The organism is Paenibacillus monticola (assembly GCF_009664975.1).
In the GTDB taxonomy this organism is placed as follows: domain Bacteria; phylum Bacillota; class Bacilli; order Paenibacillales; family Paenibacillaceae; genus Paenibacillus_AQ; species Paenibacillus_AQ monticola.
The window spans coordinates 966,080-992,842 of record NZ_WJXB01000002.1; the positions used below are offsets into that span (position 1 = coordinate 966,080).

General features: G+C 45.4%; 15 protein-coding genes, 1 pseudogene and 1 CRISPR repeat array. Of the genes and pseudogenes, 9 read left to right on the forward strand and 7 right to left on the reverse strand.

Features of this window, described 5'->3' with window-relative positions; all coding sequences use genetic code 11:
* The first annotated feature begins 189 nt into the window (after positions 1-189).
* Complete coding sequence (locus GJB61_RS08830; protein ID WP_154118071.1) at positions 190-1,935, forward strand: glycoside hydrolase family 13 protein; 1,746 nt, start codon at positions 190-192, stop codon at positions 1,933-1,935.
* A gap of 148 nt (positions 1,936-2,083) precedes the next feature.
* Here GJB61_RS08830 and GJB61_RS31595 read toward each other — a convergent pair whose 3' ends face one another.
* The 4 genes from GJB61_RS31595 to GJB61_RS08845 all read right to left on the reverse strand — a co-directional run bounded on the left by GJB61_RS31595 (position 2,084) and on the right by GJB61_RS08845 (position 3,866).
* Positions 2,084-2,452, reverse strand: coding sequence for a transposase (locus GJB61_RS31595; RefSeq protein ID WP_154118072.1), 369 nt, complete (start codon positions 2,450-2,452; stop codon positions 2,084-2,086).
* A 201-nt stretch (positions 2,453-2,653) separates the two neighbouring features.
* Positions 2,654-2,806, reverse strand: a complete 153-nt coding sequence (locus tag GJB61_RS31600; protein ID WP_229521542.1) for a hypothetical protein — start codon at positions 2,804-2,806, stop codon at positions 2,654-2,656.
* Positions 2,807-2,823: 17 nt separating this feature from the next.
* Positions 2,824-3,081: a hypothetical protein gene (locus GJB61_RS08840; protein ID WP_195724285.1), complete on the reverse strand. Its 258-nt coding sequence runs from the start codon at positions 3,079-3,081 to the stop codon at positions 2,824-2,826.
* A 50-nt stretch (positions 3,082-3,131) separates the two neighbouring features.
* Complete coding sequence (locus tag GJB61_RS08845; protein ID WP_229521543.1) at positions 3,132-3,866, reverse strand: reverse transcriptase domain-containing protein; 735 nt, start codon at positions 3,864-3,866, stop codon at positions 3,132-3,134.
* A 667-nt stretch (positions 3,867-4,533) separates the two neighbouring features.
* On the opposite strand from GJB61_RS08845, the gene GJB61_RS08850 reads away from it, so the two are divergent.
* Together GJB61_RS08850 and GJB61_RS08855 are read left to right on the forward strand one after the other, a co-directional pair.
* Positions 4,534-5,634 carry a hypothetical protein gene (locus GJB61_RS08850; RefSeq protein ID WP_154118074.1) on the forward strand — a complete coding sequence of 367 codons (1,101 nt, stop codon included), beginning with the start codon at positions 4,534-4,536 and terminating at the stop codon, positions 5,632-5,634.
* A gap of 119 nt (positions 5,635-5,753) precedes the next feature.
* Positions 5,754-6,545 carry a stalk domain-containing protein gene (locus GJB61_RS08855; protein WP_154118075.1) on the forward strand — a complete coding sequence of 264 codons (792 nt, stop codon included), beginning with the start codon at positions 5,754-5,756 and terminating at the stop codon, positions 6,543-6,545.
* Between the two features lie 221 nt (positions 6,546-6,766).
* Here the strand turns inward: GJB61_RS08855 and GJB61_RS31165 are convergent.
* From GJB61_RS31165 to GJB61_RS08865, 3 genes and pseudogenes are all read right to left on the reverse strand, one after another.
* Positions 6,767-6,982: pseudogene (locus GJB61_RS31165) on the reverse strand (RNA polymerase subunit sigma-70); the annotation flags it as partial.
* 212 nt (positions 6,983-7,194) lie between these two features.
* Entirely contained in the window at positions 7,195-7,509 is a 315-nt protein-coding gene (locus GJB61_RS08860; protein WP_154118076.1) for a hypothetical protein, read from the reverse strand.
* Between the two features lie 652 nt (positions 7,510-8,161).
* A complete protein-coding gene (locus GJB61_RS08865; RefSeq protein ID WP_154118077.1) occupies positions 8,162-15,784 on the reverse strand; it encodes a pullulanase in 7,623 nt (2,540 codons plus the stop codon).
* A gap of 544 nt (positions 15,785-16,328) precedes the next feature.
* Here GJB61_RS08865 and GJB61_RS08870 point away from each other — a divergent pair.
* The 6 genes from GJB61_RS08870 to GJB61_RS08895 all read left to right on the forward strand — a co-directional run bounded on the left by GJB61_RS08870 (position 16,329) and on the right by GJB61_RS08895 (position 26,563).
* Positions 16,329-17,366: a LacI family DNA-binding transcriptional regulator gene (locus GJB61_RS08870; RefSeq protein ID WP_154118078.1), complete on the forward strand. Its 1,038-nt coding sequence runs from the start codon at positions 16,329-16,331 to the stop codon at positions 17,364-17,366.
* A 288-nt stretch (positions 17,367-17,654) separates the two neighbouring features.
* A complete protein-coding gene (gene pgmB / locus GJB61_RS08875) occupies positions 17,655-18,317 on the forward strand; it encodes a beta-phosphoglucomutase (RefSeq protein ID WP_154118079.1) in 663 nt (220 codons plus the stop codon).
* A gap of 336 nt (positions 18,318-18,653) precedes the next feature.
* Positions 18,654-20,972: a glycoside hydrolase family 65 protein gene (locus GJB61_RS08880; protein WP_154118080.1), complete on the forward strand. Its 2,319-nt coding sequence runs from the start codon at positions 18,654-18,656 to the stop codon at positions 20,970-20,972.
* 14 nt (positions 20,973-20,986) lie between these two features.
* Positions 20,987-22,669 (forward strand): glycoside hydrolase family 13 protein, encoded by a 1,683-nt coding sequence (locus GJB61_RS08885; RefSeq protein ID WP_154118081.1) that lies wholly within the window; start codon positions 20,987-20,989, stop codon positions 22,667-22,669.
* A 144-nt stretch (positions 22,670-22,813) separates the two neighbouring features.
* The gene (locus GJB61_RS08890) at positions 22,814-23,674 is read left to right on the forward strand and encodes an AraC family transcriptional regulator (protein ID WP_195724287.1); all 861 of its coding nucleotides are present in this window, start codon (positions 22,814-22,816) and stop codon (positions 23,672-23,674) included.
* A 229-nt stretch (positions 23,675-23,903) separates the two neighbouring features.
* A CRISPR array of direct repeats spans positions 23,904-24,730; the repeat unit is 32 nt; unit sequence ATTTCAATCCACGCTCCCGCACAGGGAGCGAC.
* Positions 24,731-25,441: 711 nt separating this feature from the next.
* Positions 25,442-26,563 (forward strand): Fic family protein, encoded by a 1,122-nt coding sequence (locus tag GJB61_RS08895; protein WP_154118083.1) that lies wholly within the window; start codon positions 25,442-25,444, stop codon positions 26,561-26,563.
* Positions 26,564-26,763 lie beyond the last annotated feature (200 nt).

The window sequence follows — 26,763 nt, forward strand, 5'->3', positions numbered from 1 at the left end:
TCATAGCTGCAGTTGTGCCTTTTTGCTGTGGGTAGATATTGAGTTAAAGATTTCACTGCCTCATTTATTCAAAGATTTGATTGTAACCGTTGCATCGTATTTTGTGCAACAGAGCATAAAATTCGGTGCATGATCGAAAATAGCGCACTGAAAGCTCAAATGTATGCTCACAAAACAGGAGGAATTGCCATGTTACTAGAAGCTGTATATCATCGCCCACGCTTAAATTGGTCTTATGCTTACAATGAAAGTACGATTCATCTGCGCCTGCGTGCTAAAAAGGGAGATTTGACCGAAGTATTCGCCTGGGCTGGAGACAAATACGCCTGGGATGCTACTAAAGAGCTGATTCCTATGACCCTCTTTACCTCAGATGCGATGTTTGACTATTGGGAATGTGAGTCGGTCCCTTTACACCGTCGCCTGAAATATGGTTTCCTGCTGCAAAAGGACAACGAACGCATCTGGATGACCGAAAGTGACTTCCAGCCCAACCGTCCGGAGAATCCGTATCGGCTGTTTGAGTTCCCTTATATTAACCGCGGGGATGTATTCACTCCACCGGCATGGGTAAAGGATGCTATTTTTTATCAAATTTTCCCTGAACGCTTTGCAAATGGCGATCCGAGCCTCAACCCCGAAAATGTGCTTCCTTGGGGTGGGACGCCTACGCCAGACAATTTCTTTGGTGGCGACCTGCAGGGAGTCATTGACCATTTGGATCACCTTAGCGAGCTAGGCATCACAGGTATCTATTTCACACCCGTGTTTACTGCTACGACTAATCACAAATATGATACGGAAGACTACATGGCCGTAGACCCACACTTCGGTGATGCAAAAACGTTAAAAAGGCTTGTCGACGCCTGCCACGAACGTGGTATCCGCGTGCTGCTGGACGCTGTATTCAACCATTCCGGCAAAACCTTTGCACCATTTGTGGATGTTCAGGAAAAGGGCGATGCTTCACTCTATAAGGACTGGTTCCATATCCGCAAGCTCCCACTAGAGGTTATAGACGGCATCCCGACTTACGATGCCTTTGCTTTTGAACCGCTAATGCCAAAGCTGAACACGGAACGCCCAGAGGTCAAACAATATTTGCTGGAAGTAGCCGAGTACTGGATTAAGGAAATCGGCATTGATGGCTGGCGTCTGGACGTGGCCAATGAAGTGGATCATGAGTTCTGGCGGGAATTCCGCAGAGTGGTGAAACGTGTGAATCCAGAAGCTTATATTCTGGGTGAAATCTGGCATGATTCAGCTCCTTGGCTGGAGGGAGACAAGTTCGATGCGGTGATGAACTATCCGTTTACTGACGCAGTGCTCGACTTCTTTGTCTATGGCACAATCGACGCTGAAGGGTTTGCGAATTCCATTGGCAAGCAGCTATCACGCTATCCGCTGCAAGCGAGTGAAGTTGCCTTCAATCTGCTTGATAGCCATGATACTCCGCGTTTATTAACTCTGGCCAAAGGGGATAAGAATAAGCTGAAGCTGGCTGCGTTATTCCAGTTCACTTTCATGGGCACACCCTGCATCTATTATGGCGATGAAATCGGCATGGATGGAGACGGAGACCCTGGCTGCCGCAAATGCATGGAGTGGGACCCAGAGAAGCAGGATCGTGACCTCTTCAGCTACTACCGCAGGCTGATCGCTATCCGCAACAGTCACCCGGCGCTACGCACTGGCACATTCAACTTCCTAGAAGCAGGACAGCAAGGCAGCAAGCTGGCTTACGAACGTCGCCTGGGCGATGATGTTGTAGTGGTGCTCATCAACACTGAAGAAACAGCCCAAACGTTCCGCATTGACGTCGAAGAAGTACACTGGGAAAATGTGTTCACAGGCGACTCTTTGCGTACGGAGCGCGGTAAACTGGCCGTTAAACTTCCGGGTTACGGATCTGCCGTACTTAAGGCAATCATTTAAAAAATAACATGATTCCAATCGAGTAGGAGGGGGCGGTAAGCCCCCGACCTCTCACACCACCGTACGTCAGTCAGACTGTCTAACAACTGATAGATAAATACTCTTTAAAACGTGGATTCATGCTATTTTGCTCAAATAAAGGTTATCCCTATATTAAAGGAGTTCGGCCTCTTAAGAGACGTATGAGCTCCTTCACACCTATTATTTTGATCATTCTCTTTAAATTAAAGACAAGACAAATCAAATTGGTCTCAGTACCTACTGATGCCAACCCTCGTGTTAAAAAATATGTATAGCCCCAGTGACGTTTTATCGTCCCGAAAGGGTGCTCAACAATGTGTCCTCTTTGCTTATAAATATTACTTTGTTTACGCATGTTTTCGGTAATCTGTTCGATCACTTCTTCGTCACTATGTTTTCCATTCCAATTGAAAGGTAATTCATAGCCCAACGGGCAAATATATCTATCGGTTATGGAATCATATTTAAAGTTCGCTTTATCAAATCCACTTTCCACCTTGTTTTGCTTTCCCTATTGCGGCTTGATTAAGAGTTCTGTGCTTTCGTCAATAACGTTGATGATTTCAAGGTAACTATAATAGCCTGGATCGGCCACAATTATAGTTTTTTGATCACAAAAAAACCTGCTTTGTTTTATGCGCCATATTAGCCAACTGCCCTTGGTCATTGACATCATTGACCGTATCGCAGTCCACGATTAGTTTATATTTGCTGTCCACTGCAGTTTGAACATTGAAATAAATTTCATCTTTCCGTTGTTTTTCATTGATTTGGCATCCGGATCAGTAACACAAAGCTGGTTTTCACCTATTTCCTTAAGTTCTTCTTTAATTACCTGCAACTCATGCATTCTCTTCTGATAGACCTCTAACCTTTCAGTGATTTCCTGCTTTTTTGGCGATTGTCCTCCGTTAAAAATTCATGCAAATATGCATCTATTTTTTCATTGATATGCTCTAGTTTCTTATCGATAATAGTGGCATTAAAGTGTTTCTTTTTAGAACAATTCGCCTTTATTTTTGTGCCATCGATGGCGACAAGTTGACCATCAGTCAATCCGAAACCTCTTAACATTAAGGTGAACTCTCTACACAGCTTCTTTATGGCTGATTGGTTATTTTTCATGAAAGCAGATAGCGTGCCGTGGTCCCGCTGAAGCTTGCCAATTAACCACATCAGTTCAATGTTTCTTTTCGTTTCGGTTCTATCTTGCAGGAGGAACGGATGCCGTTCATGTAGCAGTAAAGGTAGATCTTGAGAAGATCTTCACGGTGATAACCTTGAGGAGTCCCGGATTCAGTAAGTTCCCATGTGCCCAATTCCATGGTCCCAGCTTTCAGGAACTTCTTCAATAGTCTTTGAATATTAGGGTCTGCTACTCTCGTTCCAAGGAACTTCATAAGCCATTCATGGTTGACATTTGTGAAGAAACTGCGAATGTCAGCATCCACGATGTAGCTCGTTCTACCATATTCGATGCTGCAATTCAGTGCTTTCAGCGCGTCGTGACAACTTCTTCCCGGTCGAAATCCGTAGGATGGTTTTAGAAAATCCTGCTCATAGATGGCCTGTAATATCTTGTTTAGTCCCAACTGCACAATTTTGTCCTCGTAAGAAGGAATACCCAGCGGTCTTTTGCTCTTTTCATCTTTGGGTATATACGTTTTCCTTACGGGCTGTGGTCGGTAACTCTTCCTCTTTAGCCGCTCTACCAGGTCCTTGAAGTTTGATTCCAGATCCCCTTCATAAATCACCTTGGTTATTTGGTCGACACCTGTTGCTTTATTGCCATCCAAATCCCGATAGCATTGTGTCAGCAGTTCCTCGTTCAGGAGGTGATACAGGGATGTGAATTGCTCTTCTGAATTTTCTTTTGCAATCTCTGCTATTCTTGCTAGTTTTGTTTGCATTTTGTAATCTACCCCAGTGTGCAGAAAATGTTTCCTTAACAAGACCGATGATATGTCACTGCCTTCCCTCAATCGACATTACACGATTTCTCTGGTAATACGCAGTGATCCGACTCCCTGTTCAATATTTGACATTCTTCCTTGTGATCGGTTGTTTGTCATACTCTCATGAGGGAGAATGAATAGGTTCTCCCAAGTTGCTGTGAGGTCATTGTATAACATGCCTGGCTCTTCGACCCAGGGAGAGTTCATTCATACTTGCCTTTAACGTATGAATGAATATAGTCTTCCGTACTTTCGAAAACGTCGACCTCTCCGATTTACTCATTTCGAGGCTCAATCACATTCAGGCCTGCTATCTGGCTGTCTACGCTTAACGTCTGAAATCACTCGTCCAAGACTCGCTATTGCTGGCTTGGCTTTAGCCTTTCCAAGCAGGATTTCCACCTGCTAAACTTCACAACCTAAGCTTGGTCGCACCGAAAGTTGAGTTAATAAATAAGATACAATCAATCAACATATTACATAATCACCCATTATTCCGAGATAATGATCATATAACTCTCGAAATCTATGCTGTCTTTCATTTGCTATATTTGTTAAATAATATATATAATTGAATTGTTCCAATATGTTACATATTACAAATCCGGAGATGTTGTAAGGCATGAAAAGTATTACTCTCTTTAAAACATTATTAAGTTTATCGTTTGTAACAGTAAGTTCACTTAGTGGTGGAGTTGTACATGCTCAATCAAATCTAGATGCATTTGTTGATTCAAATATTGTGGGTAAAGAAAGAAGTATCGTTACCTCGGTGTTACAGGATATTCCTGAATCACAGCGTGGAGATCTTATTGTTATTGCATCTGATGGTCAAATCTATACCAACAAGCCTGAGTTAAAGAAAGAAGTTATAGAATATACCAAAAATAAGGAAGGTGTTTTTGAGGATTCAGATGGTAATAAAATCTTTCCACCTAAACAAGATCGACCTGAACAGATTCAACTTCAAAGTCCTCTAAATAGTTTTAGTACAGAAGTTAAAGTTGACGAAAAGGGACAACAATCATCTAACACACTAGCAATTGAGGGAAATGCTGAATTAATACAACCATTAGTTTCACAAGTACCCGCCACCGGTGGTAGTGGGCCCTATAGAAGAGTGGAATCATATAACAGTTACTCTTGGGCATCAGCAAATATTTACCTGACCAATGACGTAAGTGACAATGATTCAACAGCTCCCTACTATGACACTGGTTATCTTTATATGGGTGGTTGGGGAGAAGCATCTAATGCAGTAGATGCAGGTTTTAAACATAATTCACTTGATAATACTTATAGCCCTATGATGCAAATTGATGGTACTCCTTATGGCTTTACACCACGAGTTGCTTCAGGCCAGACAGCTTATTTAGAGACCTATGTCGGAACAAATGGTAATTTCATTATGCATGCAGAATATAAGGATACAACTGGCGTTTCAAGAAGTATAAATGTTAGTGTTTACGCTCCTGGCTTTAAACAAAATGGTGCCAATATTATGAAGCGTATGACTACTATGGGGCAAAAGACAGAGTATCTGACCACAAAAACCTATTTAAGAGGTGCAGTATGGTCGAATGCCAGAATCGGAGCAAGTACTTCCAGTTATCATGTTTGGGCCGATTCTGATACCTGGCAATTCCAAAGTTACGGTAATAGAATAGGGTTGAATAAAACCAATGCCAGTAATGAAACAGTTAGTATTTTGCCAGGATCTTAAACTCCCAATCTCAATATTTAAAATTCAAACAACATTAAAAATGAAGGTTGTTTGTTCCTGCTTTTAATTTAAGTTATAATTAAAATAAAAGAAAAACATCCATAGAAAGGAAAATAAATGTGAAAATTTTAAATAAATCTATACTGCTCTTATGCATTTTTATATTCGCTTTCCCATTTGTCAGTAACGCAGCGGCAAAGACGACGACTGCATCAATTAATATTAGATTGAATCAGTATTATGTCCTTTATACAACGCCTACATCTCCCTATATTGACAATGGTCGCTTATATTTACCTCTCCGTTCGGTGAGCGAATTGTTGGGCGCACAGGTTGGTTATGTCTCTGACTCCAAAACGGCAGATATTTCATTTAAACTAAATAAGCTTGTTATTAATATGCTAACACAAAAAATAGCATACAACGGAAAGGTCATTGACACTGAGCTAAAACCCCAAATCCGGCAACAGAGCATTTATGTGCCTGTACAGATATTGATTGAAGGATTAGGTCTCAATGGTAAGTGGGATCAGCAAACAAAAATATTAAATATCCAAGAGGAAAGTGTGAAGAACCTAGAGTTATTTCAATTAGCTTCCGAATTTGATAAGGTATCAATTATTTCAGAGGATACCTTCCTACCTCTCTCCTTCACTTTAGAAACGGGCGCTTCCAATGGTCATAATAAAATGAAACTGTCTGTTAAAGCCAAAAACATATCTGGACACGCTATTCCTGAAGGACAGGAAGATCTCCATCCTACCTATTTCATTAGTAGCGGTGTTACTTTGGAAACCCTTGACCGAAAACGTCCTGCAATTAAAAAAGATGAAATATTCACACGTCAATGGGAAAGAACAATGAATCAAAGCCTTCAGTATATTTTAATTGAAGGAAGAACCATTCAATAAATTCCCAAAGAAAAAACTGTACACTTATTTGGCTAATACTGTATTAAGTCCCTCCGGCAAAAATAGACCGTCTCATACAAAGAGGTGGTCTATTTTTGTGCAAATAAAATGAAACTATCAGTGCTCCTTTTCCCTATAATAAGCTATGTATTACCGGACATTACTAATGGTTCTGTTTACCTGCTTTTTAGCAAAACCTACTCCGAAAATAAAGATTTCACGCCGGAGTTTGTCCACAACTTCTTGAGGTTATGGGCGAATAATCTCAAGTTATGTTCAACCAGCAAATTCCGCGCCTTAGCCTCAGTCATTATCCCTGAGTATTTACTCTCCTCCTGCTCCGTGAGCGGCTGTGGAAAAGCATTATCCCTTACGTAAGATACCAACAGTATCAGTTCTTTGATCAACAGCGCAATCGTGCTTATGATTCCTGACAACTTGGCGACACAATAGGGTAAGACCGGGGGATTACTCCCTCGGTCTTACCGTCAAATCGTGCATGCGGATTTCCCGCACAGGAGCAAATAATCCTTCCTGTGGTCGAATCCTAAAAATCGGAATCCTTCGTTAAAGTGGACACCCTTCGTTTTCTCCGGATGACCGCATCGTCGAAAACCAAAGCTGTAAGAGTAGAAGTCCTGCTCGAAGATCAGCTCGATGATTTGCCGTATGACTTGCCGACATACTCGATCTCGGATCGTGGGAATGCCGAGTGGTCTGAGCTTTCCATTCTCCTTCTCGATGTAATGCCTCCGTACCGGATCGGGTTTGTCCGTCCCTGTTGCAATAACCTTTGGAGTTCCCTTACGTTCGTGCTCACCTTCTTCTCGTACATCCCGATGCTTACGCCATCCACACTGCCGCTTCCCTGATCCTTCTTGATGGACAGCCAAGCTTCTTGCAGGTTATTCATCTCGTACACTTTATCGATGAGGGAATAGTATTGTCGTCGTTTCGATTTCATGTTGGTGTTTCACCACCTTTAATGCTACTCACCAAGCTGGTCTTGTTTTTGCTACAGAGGATCGATTCCTTACTTGATCCATCCGAACAGCTGCGTGTTAGAAAAAAAATTCAATCGCTCCTGCTGCCTTGGATGTACTCAGGCCGCCATTTCGCCTCCTCCCCAAGCGTTCTTTCGCTCTCGGCGGGACCACTCCCTCTCGGTCAAACGCTCGCTGGTTTAAGACGTTTACGATCTCCACTCACGAATACTCACAGTCTTTGACGAAGCACATCTGCATCTTCTATTCCATCCATACTGACCCTAATCACGTCAATGAGGCTTACAGGTCATATTTCTTTGTTTGTATTCCTGTAATCTATACGATTCCGTATAGATTCCCCTGTTTTCATAGGAGTCACCCGAAATCGCCGCCACCTCTAGTTCACTGTATTCCGTGCTGGACTTTGCCTGCAAGCCTTACGGATTCTCCCTCGCGAGAGACATCCTGCCACACCGACAATTTTTGGGGTTGCCATTTGTCTCCTTCGGCTACGGCACTTTAAAGAGTAAAGTTACCGGGTGGATTTGCACCACCTAGATGGTGCAACTGTGAGGCCAAGAAAAAACGGCACTCTTCATCGCGAAGAGTGCCGTTTCTATTGTTATATGCTTACTTGCCCAGCAGCCTGTAGATTACCTGAGCGCTTTCGGCGCGGGTCATCTGTCCAGTTGGAGCAAATTGCTTATTCTCCCTGCCCTGAATCAGGCCCAGTGCTGCTGCGGCATTGACATAGGTGCCCGCCCACGCACTGATGCGGGAAGCATCTGCGAATGCAATAGTTGCAGCTGTTAAATCGATCTTGCCCCCTTGCTTAAACTCCAGCGCCCGGATGACCATGACAGCCATTTCCTCGCGGCTGATCGTAGCGTTCGGAGCAAACACTTCCTCGCTTCGTCCATTAATAATACCCAACTTAGCAGCTGTAGCTACGTAAGAGGAATACCAGACCTCGGATTTAATATCTGTGAACGCAGCTTGCCCATCCGCCGTTATGCCCAGTGCGCGAACCAGCATTGCCGTAAACTCCGCTCGACTGACATTGCTCTTCGGAGCAAACTCAGAATCGGTAACTCCAGTTACGATTTGCTTGGCGGCAAGCGATTTAATCGCCGTAGACGCCCAGTAAGCAGCGGGTACATCCTTAAACGATTTATTGATCTCCAGAACTGCATATTTACTAAAATGCCTGATTTGGGCAGTCATGCTACCTCCCTGAAGAGTTCCGCCTACATATCCCATCTCGTTGTTATCACCGAGATAGTAGACACCAGTCCAATCCTTGTTCGGATTACCATTAAGCTTAAAGGTAATCACTAGCGGCTCCTTGAACGTAGTGACCGGGATTAGAGTGCCGTCTTTTTTGACGATCTGCAGTTTGAATTCATACACTTTGGATACAGAGGTTACTTGAGTATCCACCTTACCTAATCCCGCTACTAGTGCATTCACTCCTGTCTCTTCAAGTGGACTTACTTCGAACAGGATTTGGGAGCCTTCCGCTTCAGCTGCGGTTACCATCCCTTGAATTACAGTCAATTCTTCATTGGTGAAGGTTATCGACAGATCGCCTGATTTGACCACCAGATCGTTGGTTCCGAGCGTCTTGGCAGCCAGTATAGGCAACAGCAATGATGTCTTGCCTTGATCCAACTCGACCTCAACCTTACCATCTCTAGCATTGTTCAGGCTGTTAACACTAACAACCTGTGTCTCAGCCGATATTGTGCCAGCTGTAGGCGTTGGTGTTGCTATCGGTGCTGGAGTTGGCGTTGGTGTCGCTACTTCAGGCACTGCTGCCAAAATAACCGTTCCACCCTCGTCTCTGCCCGGTAGATCAATGGTCACCAACTGATCATTCGCTACCGTATAGGTTTTGCCACTGTACTCGTCTACTACAACAGCATGAGCAGCAAACGGCACGGTTAGGGTAGCGGAGATTCCGTCCGTCTTCGTGTTGATAACTGTCACAACATCATCGTTACCGTAATGCTTGTCAAAAGCCAAATATCCCAGTTCATCCGAGCCTGCAAGCTTCGTGCGTGTACCCTTCGAATACACTTTGGAATACTTGGCACGAATGTTCAATAGCTTCTCGTAGTGATCGTGAAGACCCTGCTCTACTGTCAGCTGATCCCAAGGCATATCCGCGCGATTCTCGCTGAATTGCCCATTGGATATATCCACTGCATTTCTTCCTGAACGACCAAGCTCCTCCCCATAATAAATCACGGGTTGTCCTTTAGCTGTAATTTGCAACGCAGCTGCAATCTTCAGCTTGCCTTGATCACCGCCTACATACTGTGACAGGAAGCCGTCCTCATCATGGCTGCTTAAGAATTGAGCCATCATCTGGGTGTTATCAATCTTCGCTTCACGCTCCTGCAGATAAGAATCCACCTCATTGATCTTACCATTTGTGAAGTTCAGGGCAGCTCCCTTAAAGCCGAAATCAAGCAATCCATCCATCTGGCTGGATTGCAGCATTCCACCGTTATTATCGATGGTACCGCCATAGTATTCCCCAACCATTTTGAAGTTTGGATCGATGGTTGTTAGTGCATTCTTAAAGGCTTTCCACGTTGTTCCTTCCACATGCTTAACGGTGTCCACTCGGAAATAGTCGATCGTATCCCCACGATCACTTCTGGCGTTGTCCAACCAGCCTGACTGCCAGGCGATTATTTTCTCCCGCACAGCAGGATCTTCTGTTTTGAAATCTGGCAGACCGCTAAGTTCGCCGCGAATAGGATCTGTATCCGCCGACACTCCGTCCGTACGCAGCATATCGGCAAAACGGTCTTTGTCCTCCGCTGTAATTGTCGGACTATTATCGTCCGGCTTCAAGCCGTAACCGGCATGATTCAGCACAACGTCCACCATAATCTTAATGCCCTTGTCATGCGCCTTCTCGATAAGTTCCTTGAAGGTCACCATATCACCAAGATGTTCGTCAAGCTTAGTGAAATCCTTGGCCCAGTAGCCATGGTAAGCATACTGCTCACCGTTGAAATCTAAACCTTTGTTGAAATCAATATTATCTACAATCGGTGAGATCCAGAGCGTGTTGATGCCAAGCTCCTGCAAATAGTCCAGATTGTCGATCATCCCTCTGAAATCTCCGCCGTGGTACGCTTCCAGATGAGTTTTATCAACGTTCTCGTTATTGGTTGCATCCCCGTCTTTGAATCGGTCAGTCAGCGCGAAATAAATCCGTGCTTCATCCCAATCGAAATCCAGCTTTGCCCCCGTATACGTTCTTGCCTTTACTTCGATTGCGGCTGATTGCTTGTGCGTGTTACCGAACTGATCCACAAGGATAATTGGAATATTCTTTATCCCTGCCGTCACCGTATCCTTCACAGCAATCGTTTGTTTCATAAGCTCCGTATCGAGCTGAACTTTGGCAGGTCCCCCGAGAGCGGTCAGATCCATATAAGCATCACTGTAAATTACAGCCTCTGTGGAGGTTGCCTTGACCGTTACAATCGCATTTTGATTGGAGGTAATCGCTTCTGGACGGACTGTGGTTGTAATCGTGACCGCTGGAATGTGATATACAACAGATGACGAACCGTCAACGTTGTTGCTTGGATCGACGATCTCGCTTGTCGTGCCCTCTTTAGTGATCAGGAAAGTATAGTTATACGTCCCTTCTACTACATCGGTCAGCTTGTAGCTAAACCATTCCTTAACTGAATCATATGCCATAGCGTACTCAATGCCGTTCACCTTTACTTTTGCATCCGTTATGGCTGCCATATCCCCACTGCGGAATAGCGCTTCATCACGGTACATGAATGTGATCGTTCCATCTTTCATGATAGGACCGTTAATACTCGGCTTGATATCAAGCTCCTTGACCATACTGGTCACATTGACCTTGGTGAAAGCTTCACCTGGGTTCAACGGAATAACGCGGTCATCCGGGTAATCCTGTTTCCCCGTGTTCCAATCCGTTCCTTTACGCAACACGAATCCAACACTCGTTGCATTTGGTGCCACCTCAATAAGCACACTCGCTGTACCATTCTTAAATGTCGTGAAATTGATTTGATCATTCGTTGCCCCAGTGTTCCACACCCAGATATTCCAGTCCGTATAATTCTGGTCTTCCCGGGAATAGTTGAACTGGACATACCGCTTGTTATCTACAGGTTCGGTCGTAACCTTGACGGTAACCTTAGTTATTTTACCTCCGTAGGAGATGGTAATGATGGCGGTACCTGCGCTAAGCGCTTTTACCTGGCCTTTATTCGTAACCGATGCTACCTCCGGTTTATCGGAAACATACGCTGTAGTGTTCGTAACATTACTTTTGCTGCCATCATCGTATTTTGCGTACACTGTCGTTTGATGCGTACCGTTTACCTGAAGCGAGTAGCTTGCACTATCCGTTTCCAAAGCATCCAGAACAACAGCGGCGGCATCCTTCTGGATAATTACAGCACTCAGCGGTTCCAGCGTAATGGAAGTGGCGGTCAAACTAAAACCTGTCTGTTTCTCGACGGGAATAGCTGTAATTCCAGCTTCATCATTGTCGACAATTACTTTTCCACCCGTCAAATCCTCTGCTAGCGTAAGCGTTCTTGAGGTACTGTCTCCATTGATGAAGACGTAGTAGATACCCGTTCCATCCGTTGCCTTATTCTTGTAGCTGATCACAAGATCACTGGCCTTCATCTCCGGTGCTGCAATAAGGTTAATATTGGTGTCTACCAGATTCTTATCACCCAAACGGAACGCGTTCGTAAACTTTCTCAGTTCTATTAATCCCGATGTATACTTTCTGGTCGTGTTCTGTACGGGGAACGCCGTTTCATCGGTTGCTCGAGTCCAATCAAACATATTAATAGCATCCGAAGAATCATACGAATCGTTGATAAAATAGCCAAACGGATTTCCGTCCTTATCTGTCAATTGCGTATACTTCTCCTCAGGTACACCGGCTGCCTTCCACTGCTTCGTGCGCCCATATTCCTGTCCTGCTTGCAGGAAAGACGTCCCCTGTGAGGTAAGCACCAGCATGTTGCCGAGTCTGATCCGCTGCTGTATTTCGAGTTCGTTCTCTGCTATAGCCGGATCTTTCTTAATCGATTGGGCAATTACGTCGTGCAGAGTCATATTGTCATGCGCTTCAATATACGGCACAATATCCCCTGGATCATCCGTCGGAATATTCGAAGGCTGACCTTTGATGTTATTCAGAATCGTTGAAAGGGAACGTGCCCCGCCTGTAATAAATCTGGGCTCCCCTTCTGAGCCGAAGCCGGACTTTAATTCATTGCGGAACTCATCGGAGAAGACACCGACGCTGTCCGTTTGATCCATCCAGTCCTGATCTGCTCCCTGACCAGCAAGAGAGGGATCAGCTGCTGCTCCACCGAACGTTTTCCAGCCTTCACCGATAAAAAGCACCTGTGGATTAATTTCTGCTGCCGCATCATAAGCAGCTTGCACCGCATCCGCTGTCGCATCACCCATCATGTCCCAGCGCATTCCGTCTATTTTGTATTCCTTGAACCAGTATTTGACGGAGTCTACCATCAGTTTCTCAGCCATCTTGTGGTTAGTAGCCAGATTGTTACCGAAACCACCAATAAAGTTGCCGTTTGCATCCTGGAAAGCATAATAATTCGGTACAATATCATTCAAAAATTCTTTCTTCGCCATATGAGTATAGACGACGTCCAGAATGACACCCATACCAGCTTCATGCACCGCATCGATTAAGCCTTTTAATTCTTTGATCCGCTGCTCTGGATCAGCAGGTTTCTGCGAATAGGCACCATCCGGCGAGAAATAACTGTGGGGATCATAACCCCAATTGTATTCATTGCCTTTAGCGGAATAATCCATCTCTCTGACATCCATCTTTGTTTCATCCCCATAATACCAAGCCATCACAGGCAGCAGTTGAATATGGGTCACTCCTAAGGATTTGATATAATCGAGTTTTTTCTCAAAAGCCTCATAAGAACCCCATCTTTCGCCGTCCAAACTGCTCTCGATCGTAGGGTCTGATGTAAAGTCTCTGATGTGGACTTCATAAACGATTGCATCTTCCCGCTTCTCGTAACCTGCTATATCGGCCGCATGGAAGTTTGCCGGATTCGTCTGACTTAAATCAACGATAGCCGCTTTACCAACGGTATCGCCGCCAATACCCGCAGCGCCCGTTGTATCCACGGTGAAGGTTGCCATAGATTTGGCGTATGGATCAAGCACATTTTTGGTTACACCATCATTGGTCACTTCATATTGATAATAGAATCCCCTCACATCATCTGCTGCGGCTGCGCCAGTCAGATCCGCCGGTTGTAGCTCGGTCGACCAGACGCCTTGCTCGCCTTCAGTTAGGTCAATACGGCCTACAAGAACATCCGCGTCATTCTTATCATATACATTGGCCACGACTGAACTCGCTTTAGGTGCCCACAGCTTCAAGTTAGCAGACTTAGCTGCTGCATGATACGTAGCCCCAAGGTCGTCTCCTGTATAATTGTACATCTCATCCAACATTCTCCAGCCGGAGGTAGCGGATACCGTTTTCCCTACATATGTCACACCCAGCGGGGTTTTATCCAGCTCAAAAACCTCTGTATCGACTTCAAGTGAAGTTGTGCTTTTGATCGTTACAGCGGATACCGGAATATTGTTCCCCTCTTTGTCTTTTACGGTAATCGCCGTCTTCAAGTCGTCCGCATTCAACCCGTCGGTTAACGTAAAGCCGAGCAGAAGTTTGCTGGTTGATAGGACTTCAGCAGATACAAAGCCAATCGGCACTTCACCAAAAGGAGAAACATAGACATTGTTATCCCCTTCTTTTACCCAAAGCTGATTGTAACGATCCAGCAAAGTAAAAGCTTTATCACCGCCATCCTTGTCGCCCGTCGTTGGTTTCAAGACGATAAACCCTATTTTCTTGGCATTCTGAAGGAGCGGAACATCGACGTAAGCACCGAAACGATCTACTTGTTCCGCCTGAAATGGGGTTGCCCCGGAAGACCAATTCTTTGAGGGGGTAGCAACATCATCCCATAGCCATAATCCATACTGGCCCTGGTTCGTGTCCGATCTCATATAATGGACCCGCACGGTATTGGGAGCTAAGGCAATTGGTTCGTAAGGGGTGACTTGATCGGAGCCTTCTTTAATCCATATTTCGTTAGTTTGTGGGGTGTTGATTGTGAAAAGCTTGTCGCCAGCATCTTTGGCTTGCGTACTGCGATTAACAACAAGGAACGAGACTTTCTTCGCTCCTTCCTGAAGTGGCACATCTACATAAGCGCCATAAGTATCCATTTGCCCTTCCGGAAATGGAGTTGCACCTGCGGGCCAGCCTGCGGAAGGCGCGGCAACATCATCCCACATCCATAAGCCCTGATTGGCATAATCACCAGTGGTACGATGATAATGAATTCGCATCTGCCCTTCAGGCACAGGTACATATGTTACAGAAGTTGCCGAAATTGGCGGAGTTGACATAATTGTAAAATCAGCGGCAACAGTGTTATCCTTCGTATTGAACTTGAAGGTAACCGGAAGTTTCGACGGTAACTGCAAGGATTGTTCTGTGTCCGGATAGGATATATCCTCAGCCGAAGTAGCTCCCGGAACAAATATCTTATACAGGTAATCACCCTCGGGAACTTCAACAATATTGTCGTAGATACCATCAAAATTAGGATCGGATAATAGGGTCTTCGCGTCAGCAGGGGAGGAATCGCTGATGTCACCCAGTTCAGTCTGCAGAGTTCCTACCAATCTTGGCAGCTTATCGGCGGCAATCGGTGTATAGTACGTGGAATCCGCGATTTTTTTAGTAGCTGTATTGTAGTAAAAAGTGATTTCTGTCTCGGCAGCTAATGAAATTTCAATATTCTCGCCGTCTGCAGCCCCCTGTGGATTCGTATAGCTGCTAAATCCATAGCTCTCTGTCCAGCCGCCGTCAAGGGCAACTTTGTAATGGTAAGTTCCTGCCGGGAGCGTGCCGGTAAAAGCATAATAACCGTTCCCCATATCAGTCATCTCTGTAGCTTCCGTTGCCGGGTCCCAATCTGCAGTTGGATCTGTCGCACCCTCTGGCGTCAATTCCGACTGCAAATCGCCAACCACAACCACTTTCACTGGTGCAGCACTAACGTTATATGGTTGTATACCGAACCCAGAAAATACGAGTGCAATAATCATCGTGATCACAAATACCCTCTTACTCCATAAAGCAAACTTCATTCCACCAATCCCCCATATCCTGATTTGTAAATTCCTTATTCTCCTGGTTAATCGGAACTAAAAGATCTCCTCCCTCTCAATTATGCTGATTCTTGAAGCCTCGATTCAGCGCAAACGTTTGCAAAAATAGACGAGAAGTTGATTGTGATTTAAAACTCTGCTGCAGGACAGACTTTCACACAAAAATTATTCATGAAAGCGCTTGCTATATTCTGTCTAACATACTAATCCCATGATTATGCTACTGTCAACCAGAAAATAGATTGATTAATTATCTTTTTATGTATAAAAATGGTATATATACAATTTACGACAACGTTTGCACTACATTACACGTCACGATTCTAGAGATTATTGAACTAAGTGAGTTTCATCCTCGAAAATCTCATTTTTGTCCATTAAGCACGGGTTATTATGAAAAATGTCTTACAGGTCCTGCAAAAGCCTCTTTTGCTTGCTTTCTGAAAGACTTTATCTATTTACAATTGCCAGTTCTTCGATTAATATTACTTTGTAAAGCAAACGGTTCCATAAGGAGGTTTCTATGACAGTTACCATAAAGGATGTGGCCAAGAAAGCGGGAGTTTCTCCCTCCACAGTATCCCGGGTATTGTCCAACCATCCCAGAATTAGCCTAGAAACTTCCCGTAAAGTTAAAATTATTATGGAGGAAATGGGCTATACCCCCAACATGATGGCTAAGAGCCTGGTATCGAAGACGACCAACAGCATCTGTATCATTCTTCCGAAACCGGCTGAAGAGCTGTTCTCAAATCTTTTTTTCATGGAATTGATCCGCGGTATCGTCACACAAGCCAGCCGTTCCGGCTATGATGTGCTGATTAGCTCCGGCGCGAACGAAAAGGAAGAACTGGAAGCTGTCTCCCGTCTGCTTAAGGGACGCCGTGTTGACGGCGCTATTCTGCTCTATTCCCGGAAAGATGACGCTGTTATTGAATTTCTGGAGACGGGCGGCTATCCCTTCGTTCTTATTGGGAGAAGCGACCGCTATGAGAATATTTTATCCGTTGATAATGATAATGTCATGGCAGCATACGACGCTACAAACCATCTGATTACAATGGGTCATGAACGTATCGGCTTCGTAAGCGGACCGTCTGAACTCATCGTTTCACGCGACCGTCTCGAAGGATATCGTAAGGCCATGGAAAGTAACGGTTTAGAGATGAGGCCTGAATGGATCGTAGAGGGTGAATTTCTACAGGATAGTGGATATCGGGCGATGTCTTTTTTCATGAATCTTCCCAATAGGCCAACTGCACTGGTAGCCGTCGATGATATGGTGTCGTTTGGAGTATTGCGCGGTCTGACTGAACTGAAATATAAGGTTCCTGAAGATCTGGCCATTGTCAGCTTTAACAATATTCCGCTCTCCCAATTATCCAGTCCACCGATCAGCAGCATCGACATCGGAATTTATCACCTGGGCTACACCGCTTCACAGGTGCTGATCCAAAGTATCAAGAATCCGAATAACCATGACGGTTATACCAACCGTTTTGTGATTCCCCACCGACTGATTATAAGAGAGTCTTCCATGTATTCTGCAAGTAAGAAATGATCCGCCAGAATGAATAAATGAAGCGATTCTAGGCTTCATTTATTTTTTGGAAGTTTGTACAAACGTTTGCGCTACATAAAATCTTATGCTTACGAGGTAGTTTTGTACGATGCTGTTCAATGATGATTATGCTTACAAAACTGATGCTTATGCTTACGAAGTAGTTTTATTGCGAAGTAACACTAGGATGCGTAGGCTCCATAAAACTGAAGTTTATGCTTACGAGGTAGTTTTGTACGATGCTGTTCAATGATGATGATGCTTACAAAACTTGTAGGAGGTAAACAAATGACAGAAATTAAAGCTTGCTTGTTTGATCTGGATGGTGTGCTGGTCGACACTGCCAAATATCACTATATTGCTTGGAAGGAACTCGCGGAGAGCCTCGGCTTCCCTTTCACCGAACGGGATAATGAACGACTCAAAGGGGTCAGCAGAGTCGCCTCACTAAACATTCTGTTGGAAATCGGCGGACTGACACTGCCTGAAGAAGAGAAAACACAGCTGGCTGACAGGAAAAATAACCGCTATGTCGAATATATCGCCAAGATGGACAGTTCAGAAATTCTGCCCGGCGCCTTAGAATTCCTGAAAGAATGCCGCGAGCAAGGCATCAAGGTAGCACTTGGCTCCGCCAGCAAGAACGCGATGACCATTCTAAACAATACCGGTCTGACTCCCTATTTCGATGCTATTATCGATGGTACACATACTAGTGCAGCGAAGCCGGACCCTGAAGTCTTTCTGCTGGGAGCACAAGCACTGGAGGTTCTTCCTGAGCATTGTGTTGTCTTTGAAGATGCTGAGGCAGGTATAGAAGCGGCTACCCGCGCTGGCATGTTCAGTGTCGGAATTGGTTCTCCTGAGACACTAAATGCCGCAAATATAGTGGTTCCTTCCCTTCAACAGCTCAGTGTTTCCAGCCTGAGAGAATCATTTGCCACCATTTAACGAACATTAATATCCAACTGGATTCATGCGAGTTTATTTCTGCTCGTCCTATATAAGATGAACTAAATATGAGCATTAAAGTTACGCGGGCTAGCGGAGAGGGCGAAAGGATTGTGAGGAAGCGCTAGCGTTCGCCCACAAGCTTTCCGCAGGAAAGCTCGCTTCGAAAGCATATGCTGTCCCCGGATGCCTACCGCCAGAATTCAAAATTCAGGCATCTGGGGACAACAGCGATCGTAACAACCTTTCGCCAGCGGAGCGGCATACACGTAAGCTAAGAAGTCGAATTCATAGTTCAGTTTATATCATCCCCAACCCTAAAGGAGTCGTTTACACATGAAACAATATTTAAAGATTGACGAATGGTCCATCATTGAGGAATCCTTTGATCCGCAAACTCAGGAAATCTCTGAAAGCGTCTTTAGTATCGGAAACGGTTATATGGGCGGACGCGCGAACTTCGAAGAGCAATATAGTGGGAATAGCCTACAGGGTAGTTATATGGCAGGCGTGTACTACCCAGACAAAACACGGGTGGGCTGGTGGAAGAACGGTTATCCTGAATATTTTGCCAAAGTACTGAACAGTACGAACTGGATCGGGATTAACATTGATATCGACGGCACCGCGCTTGATTTGGCGAAGTGCACGGTCTCCGAATTCCACCGGGAACTCAATATGAAAGAAGGCACGCTTTCCCGCAGCTTCACTGCCACTCTTGCCGATGGCAAGGAAGTCAAAGTGGAGAGCATCCGCTTGGTCAGTATGGTCCGCCAGGAAATCGGCGCTATCCGCTACTCCATCCAACCCCTTAATTTTGCCGGCACTATTACCGTAACTCCTTATCTCGATGGAGATGTTAAGAACAAGGATTCTAACTATGATGAGAAGTTCTGGAATGAAGTCGAGAAGAAAGGCCTCCCTGACGGCGGTTATCTTACTCTGAAGACCAAAAAGCTCGATTTCCACGTCACTTCGGCGATGGCTTTTGACATCTTTAAGGGCGATGAGTTGCTTTCCATCGAAGCTGAGGCTGTTGAACAGGACAAATATGTGGCTAGTGTCATTACTCTGCCTGTACAGTCCGGCGATCAAATCGTTCTTTATAAATATGTCGCTAACGTTACCTCCCGCAACCATGGACTCGGTCAACTGATCGATGCTGCTACAACCGCACTGCAAAGCGCCAAGGAAGCTGGTTTTGCCACACTTCTAACAGAACAGTCTGAGGCCTGGAGAGACAAATGGAAAGAAAGCGACATTGTTATTGAAGGCGATGTTTCGGCGCAGCAGGCGATCCGGTTTAATATTTTTCAGCTGAACCAGACCTATAACGGCGAGGACGATCGTCTGAACATTGGACCAAAGGGCTTTACCGGTGAAAAATACGGCGGCAGCACCTACTGGGATACGGAAGCGTATTGTGTACCCTTCTATCTCAGCACAGCGGATTCGACAATTGCCCGTAATCTGCTGATCTACCGTTACAAGCATCTGGAAAAAGCGAAAGAGAATGCCCGCAAGCTCGGCTTCACTAAAGGTGCTTTGTACCCTATGGTGACGATGAACGGTGAAGAATGCCACAATGAGTGGGAGATTACTTTTGAAGAAATTCATCGGAATGGTGCCATTGCCTATGCCGTTTATAACTATGTGAATTACACTGGCGACAAAGCCTATCTCGGCCAATACGGCCTTGAGGTACTGGTGGAAATCTCCCGTTTCTGGGAAGAACGCGTGCACCTTGTGCCACACAAAGACAAATATGTCATGCTTGGTGTAACTGGACCGAATGAATATGAGAACAACGTCAATAACAATTGGTACACGAACCGGATGGCGTCCTGGACCCTGGAATATACTCTGGAAGCTCTGGCTTATCTGCAGGAGAATGAAGCTTCCCGTTATGCCGAGCTGGCTGACAAGCTGGAGCTCTTGGAATCCGAAACAGAGAAATGGGCCGAGATTATTGCCAAAATGTACTACCCAGCGGACGAGGAACGTGGCATCTTCCTGCAGCAGGATGGCTTCCTCGACAAGGATCTCATGCTCGTCAAGGATATTCCACAGGAGAATTTGCCGTTGAATCAAAAATGGTCATGGGACCGCATCCTGCGCTCTTGCTTCATTAAACAGGCAGACGTGCTGCAGGGACTATTTTTCCTCGGGGATCGTTACGATTTGGAAACGAAAAAGCGGAATTTCGACTTCTACGAGCCGCTCACTGTTCATGAGTCTTCCCTCTCCCCTTGCATCCATGCGATTCTGGCCTGCGAACTGGGATATATGGAAAAGGCCTATGAAATGTACCTGCGCACTTCCAGACTGGATCTTGATAATTATAACAATGATACTGAGGATGGCTGTCACTCTACCAGTATGGCAGGCACTTGGATGTCCATCGTACATGGTTTCGGCGGATTCCGCGTGCTAGACGGCAGAGTGGTGCTGAAGCCTTCCAATCCGGGCCACTGGACATCGTATGCCTTCAAAATCATGTTCCGCGGCTCCCGTCTCAAAGTTAATGTTACCGATCTAGAGGTTACGGTTACCAATGAAACCGAAGTTCCGGCATCCATCACAATTTACGATCAGGAATATACGGTGAACGGACTAAGCAGTATCACAGCTCAAGGTTCCTCCATTACTGTGTAAAAGGAGTGGTCACAATGAACAAAACCTTTTGGAAAGAAGCTGTAGTCTATCAGATTTACCCGCGCAGTTATCAGGACAGCAACGGAGACGGTATTGGCGACCTGCGGGGAATTATCTCCCGCCTGGATTATTTGCAGAAGCTCGGCGTGGATGTGGTCTGGCTGTCGCCTGTATACAAATCCCCCAATGACGACAATGGGTATGACATCAGTGATTATGAAGATATTATGGATGAATTCGGCACACTGCGAGATTGGGAAGAGCTGCTGGCCGGCATGCACGAACGCGGTATCAAATTAATGATGGACCTCGTCATTAATCATTCCTCAGATGAACATGCCTGGTTCTTGGAATCCCGTTCCTCTAAGGATAACCCTTACCGTGACTACTATATTTGGCGTCCTGGCGGACCGGAAGGTACGCTTCCAAACAACTGGAGCTCCATCTTCAGTGGCCCGGCTTGGGAGCTGGATGAGGCCACCGGTGAATATTACCTGCATCTGTTCTCGCGTAAGCAGCCTGACCTGAATTGGGAGAACCCCGAATTACGCGAAGCGTTGTACAAAATGATTACCTTCTGGCTCGACAAAGGTGTAGATGGTCTGCGGATGGACGTTATCAATATGATCTCCAAGGTCGACGGCCTGCCTTCCGCCCATAGCGAAGGACTGGCTCCAGGCGAACTGGCTGGCGGTGGAGAATATTATATGAACGGCCCGCGGGTCCATGAGTATTTGCACGAAATGAATCAACAGGTGCTCTCCAAATATAACATTATGACCGTCGGTGAGACTCCGGGCGCAACGGTAGAGGATGCAATTGCTTACACGGACGAAGACCGTGAGGAGCTGCAAATGGTGTTCCAATTCGAGCATATGGATGTCGATTCGGGTCCAGGCGGCAAATGGGATGTGACACCGTGGAGTCTGACCCAGCTGCGTGATATCCTTCACAAATGGCAGATTGGGCTTGCCGAGAAGGGCTGGAACAGCCTCTACTTGAATAATCATGACCAGCCCCGTATGGTATCCAGGTTTGGGAATGATGGACAATATCGTGTGATATCGGCCAAAATGCTGGCTACCCTACTGCATACGCTAAAGGGCACTCCCTACATCTACCAAGGTGAGGAAATTGGCATGACCAATGTGAAATTCCCGTTACTGGAAGACTACCAGGATATCGAGACTCACAACATGTATCGGGAAAAAGTGACCGATGGCGGTGCGGATCATGCCACGATTCTGAACGCTATTCATATCAAAGGTCGCGATAACGCCCGCACCCCTATGCAGTGGGATGCCTCTACCAACGCAGGCTTCACCAATGGGATGCCATGGCTGCGACTTAATCCTAACTATAGCGACATTAACGTAGATCAGGCACTGGCAGATCCAGATTCAATCTTTTATTATTACCAGAAACTGATTGCACTGCGGAAACAGAACCCGATCATGGTGTACGGCGAATACGAATTACTCCTGCCAGAACATGAATATATTTATGCCTATACCCGCACACTGGAAGCTGACAAATGGCTGGTGCTGCTGAATTTCAGCGAAACTCCACAGTCTGTTGACCTCTCCTTTGAGCTGAGCAAGATCGCGGAGATCGTCATTGGAAATTACGGAGATCAACCCGTAGAACCTGCAAGCTTACGGCCTTACGAAGCCATCGTATACCGTCTAAATCGCTGATTCTCTGATTGAATTAAACTTAAATAGCAGGTTTATTTAATTAAGCTATGTCCTCAATACCTGCGACCTGTCTTAAGAGAGCACGGAATAACAGGACTGGGAAGCAGGCACATGATAGTATGGATTTAAAGGGAGATGGCGAACTTGGAATGGCTTATACGGATGAAGAATGCTTTGGACTATATGGAGAGCAAGATGGAGGAGCCGCTGAACATTGAGGATGTCGCTAAGGTGGCTTACTCCTCCCCCTTCCACTTTCAGCGCATGTTCTACATGCTGACAGGGGTATCAGTCGCAGACTATATCCGCAAACGAAGATTAACACTTGCGGCCCAGGAGCTGGCAATCTCCAGGGTCAAAGTGCTTGATCTGGCGCTGAAATACGGATATGACTCCCCCGAATCCTTCGCCAAAGCGTTCCGTAAAGCGCACGGTATTGCACCCTCTGCTGCACGGGAGCCAGGGGTACAGCTCAAAGCTTTTCCCCGCCTCTCCTTCCACCTATCATTGAAGGGAGATAAGGAAATGGACTACAAAATCGTGGAGAAAGACGCCTTTACCGTAATTGGCAAATCAATTAAGGTTTCAACCAGAGACGGCGAGAATTTCCGCAGAATTCCGCTCTTCTGGCAGGAAGCCAATGAAGACGGAAGTTCCGATAAGCTGCTTGAGATCAGTGGGAACAAAGACACCCTTGGCATCTGTATGGACATGGATCACGCGAACGAGGAATTTTCGTATTGGATTGCTGTGGAGGGAGAACCCGGAACCGGCACTGAGGATTATGCAAGCACAGTCATCCCCGCTGCTAGCTGGGCCGTATTCACCTCTATTGGACCGATGCCAGATGCGATTCAACAGGTGTGGCAGAGGGTTTTCCAGGAATGGTTCCCGGGAACAGGTTATGAGCATACGGGCGGACCGGAGTTCGAGTTATACCCGCCGGGCGATCCGAATGCCGAGGATTACCGCTGTGAAGTTTGGGTTCCTGTGAAGAAGAAATAAGGGATCTACAGTCCGCTATGAAATCAAGCGGAGACAGATCCTCATTATCCTCAAAACCGTTAAAACCAGCAGAGCAGCGATTCTCCCGTTATTGGAGGATCGCTGCTCTGCGTTTTTGGGCCATTGCTGCTTGCTTTAGCACGTTTTAAAGAGTTCATCGCACTTATCAATTTATCCTACATTAAGAAAGTGCTACTGGAGATTGACGATGTTTACCTTAATCCAACCGATTTCAATCCACGCTCCCGTGCAGGGAGCGACTACAGCAGGAAACCTGTACAACCACAGTCAGAGCATTTCAATCCACGCTCCCGCATAGGGAGCGACCCAGTATTTATATATAAATAAGTTACATTTTGTATTTCAATCCACGCTCCCGCACAGGGAGCGACCCTAACGTAAACATCAGCAGGACCAGCGCCCACTGATTTCAATCCACGCTCCCGCACAGAGAGCGACAGCGTTAGAAGATTGTCTAGTAAGGCGCTACAAGATTTCAATCCACGCTCCCGCACAGGGAGCGACAAACAAGACATATTGCATCCCGTCCAGCGTCAGATTTCAATCCACGCTCCCGCACAGGGAGCGACGCTCATTTCTAAAATCATATCGAGCAGATTTAATATTTCAATCCACGCTCCCGCACAGGGAGCGACCTGATTTGCTCATATGATCGCCTCCACTTCGGTTATATTTCAATCCACGCTCCCGCACAGGGAGCGACATATTACCAGCTTGTGGCCCGGGATGTCATAAAATTTCAATCCACGCTCCCGCACAGGGAGCGACGACTTCGACGTCCAGAGAGCACTTGACCAGATCAAGATTTCAATCCACGCTCCCGCACAGGGAGCGACACAAATCGTTCAAGACCTACGAGGACGCACCAAAATTTCAATCTACGCTCCCGCACAGGGAGCGACTGTTTCTCAGCTACCTTTTTATCTTCTTGCTCTTTATTTCAATCCACGCTCCCGCACAGGGAGCGACTCTAGGATTCTTTTCTTTCAAAAATTTCACCAGTATTTCAATCCACGCTCCCGCACAGGGAGCGACTGCGGTTTTACACTTAAAAACAGCATAAAACCATTTTAACTTTTCTTATATTTACTTTATTACGCTAGATACCAAACAGCAGTGATGCCTTTTTCAATATTTCATACAAATAATGTAATAAATTCGGTGCGAAGGACCCGGGGATTTCATGTGCGCTCTACATTCGCACTGCAAAATCAAACGAACTCTGATCAATACTATAGCCTATTTTAGTTACACGCTTAATTATAGTTGTTAATAGATTCGTAAACTACGGTCTGTCCAAATTTTCTTTTGACTAATTTGCTAAAACAGTTACTCCTGAAAAAGTAAATATTCGTAAAAGAAAGAATTTGAGCAGGCTAATTTCCGCCTCTCCACCGATATGTAATCGCTTCAAGCCCTTGAACGGATTTTTTGTTTTCATATGAGATTCGCTCCATACTCCTCTTGCCTTTTGGGGGCAACTGGATAACTTCACGTCAAGTCCGGCGCTTGCAGTCTCGTTCTTTTTGCTGGAGAACCCTCGCTACTACTTAGGGCGCTTTCCCAAACTACTGAATGTGGGCTCCAGTGGCGGGAACGAGTAACTCATCGTCCTCTGCCGATTTCAAACTACGTAAGTTGAGATAGTAATATTCATTTCAGATTATTAAAGATAAAGTTGAATTCATAATGAAGTTTGCGGCAAAATAGCGGCAATGATATAATAATGTTAAGGATGGTGATTTCATGTTTACACCAAAATATTTAATAACCGATCACATTGCCCTTAGGCTAATGGATATACAACGTGCCAGCGCAGTAGTTGATCTGCTTCCTTTGCCTGCAGCAATCCTCGACTTGCTCAAGAAAGAATCTATGGAGAAGACAGTAATTCTCTCAACAAAGATCGAAGGAAATACACTCGATGAGGCGACAAAAAGAAAAGTCCTGTACCAAAACAGCAATGATAGTGAGGAACAGGAAGTATATAACTTAATGAAGGCGTTGGAATACCTTGATGAAGCCGAAAAAAGACAACTCCCTGTCACTGAGGAGTTAATCAAGAAACTACATGCCATTATTAGAATATCGCATGGTAGGAGACCGCGCATTAGCGAATATCGCGATGAGCAAAATCAAGTGGGTAGTCGCAATGCCTCAGGATTCTATCTGCCTCCGGAGTGGAAGGATGTTCCATTATTAATGGAGGATCTGGTTGCCTGGATTAATTATCCAGAAACCCATTCAATTCCGACTCCGATCACAGCGGGGATATTTATGTGGCAATTTTTGACGATCCACCCTTATTTGGATGGGAATGGCCGGACTGCACGTATGGTAACGACCTATCTCCTTCGTCGCGGTGGATATGGCTTGAAAGGGCTGTTCGTACTTGAGAATTTCTATGATCGTAATTTGGCAGAATACTATCGCAGACTTCAATTAGGCCTGCATCACAATTTTTATTTTGGGAGGAATGAGGCCGATTTGACCCCATGGCTTGATTTTTTTGTTGAGGGTCTGGCAGAAGTCTTTCAAGAGGCCGCATCTATTGTGGTGGAAAAATCCGCTCAAATGACGAAAATCGAACCGGAGCTAATTCGAAAGTTAGACCCTCAGCAAAGAATGGTATTCGCCCAGTTAACTTTTAAACAAGATACGATAACGACTAGTGAGATGAGGGAACTCCTTCACTTGTCAGATCGCTCGATAAGAGAAAAGATAGGTCACTGGAGGCAAGCTGAGTTTATCGAACCACGTGATCTTGGTGCGAAAAGAGTTCGTTCCATTAAATTGACGGAGGATTACGAGCGATTAGCACAGGAAATTCGCAAAGCTCCCGAAAAGTTTACTCATTTAATTAAATGAGTTGTGATTAAGCATTATCAATAACGCTAAATAATCCGATAATTTTATGGAGTTATGGCATTGTAAACTGAACAAACTATTCATATTTTCAAAAGTCTATTCCATAAGCCAAAAACGGCTACTTGGTATAGACTTTTTTATTGGACTAGGATCAACGTTTAGAATTTCAATCCACGCTCTCTAAATAGGGAGCGACAGTG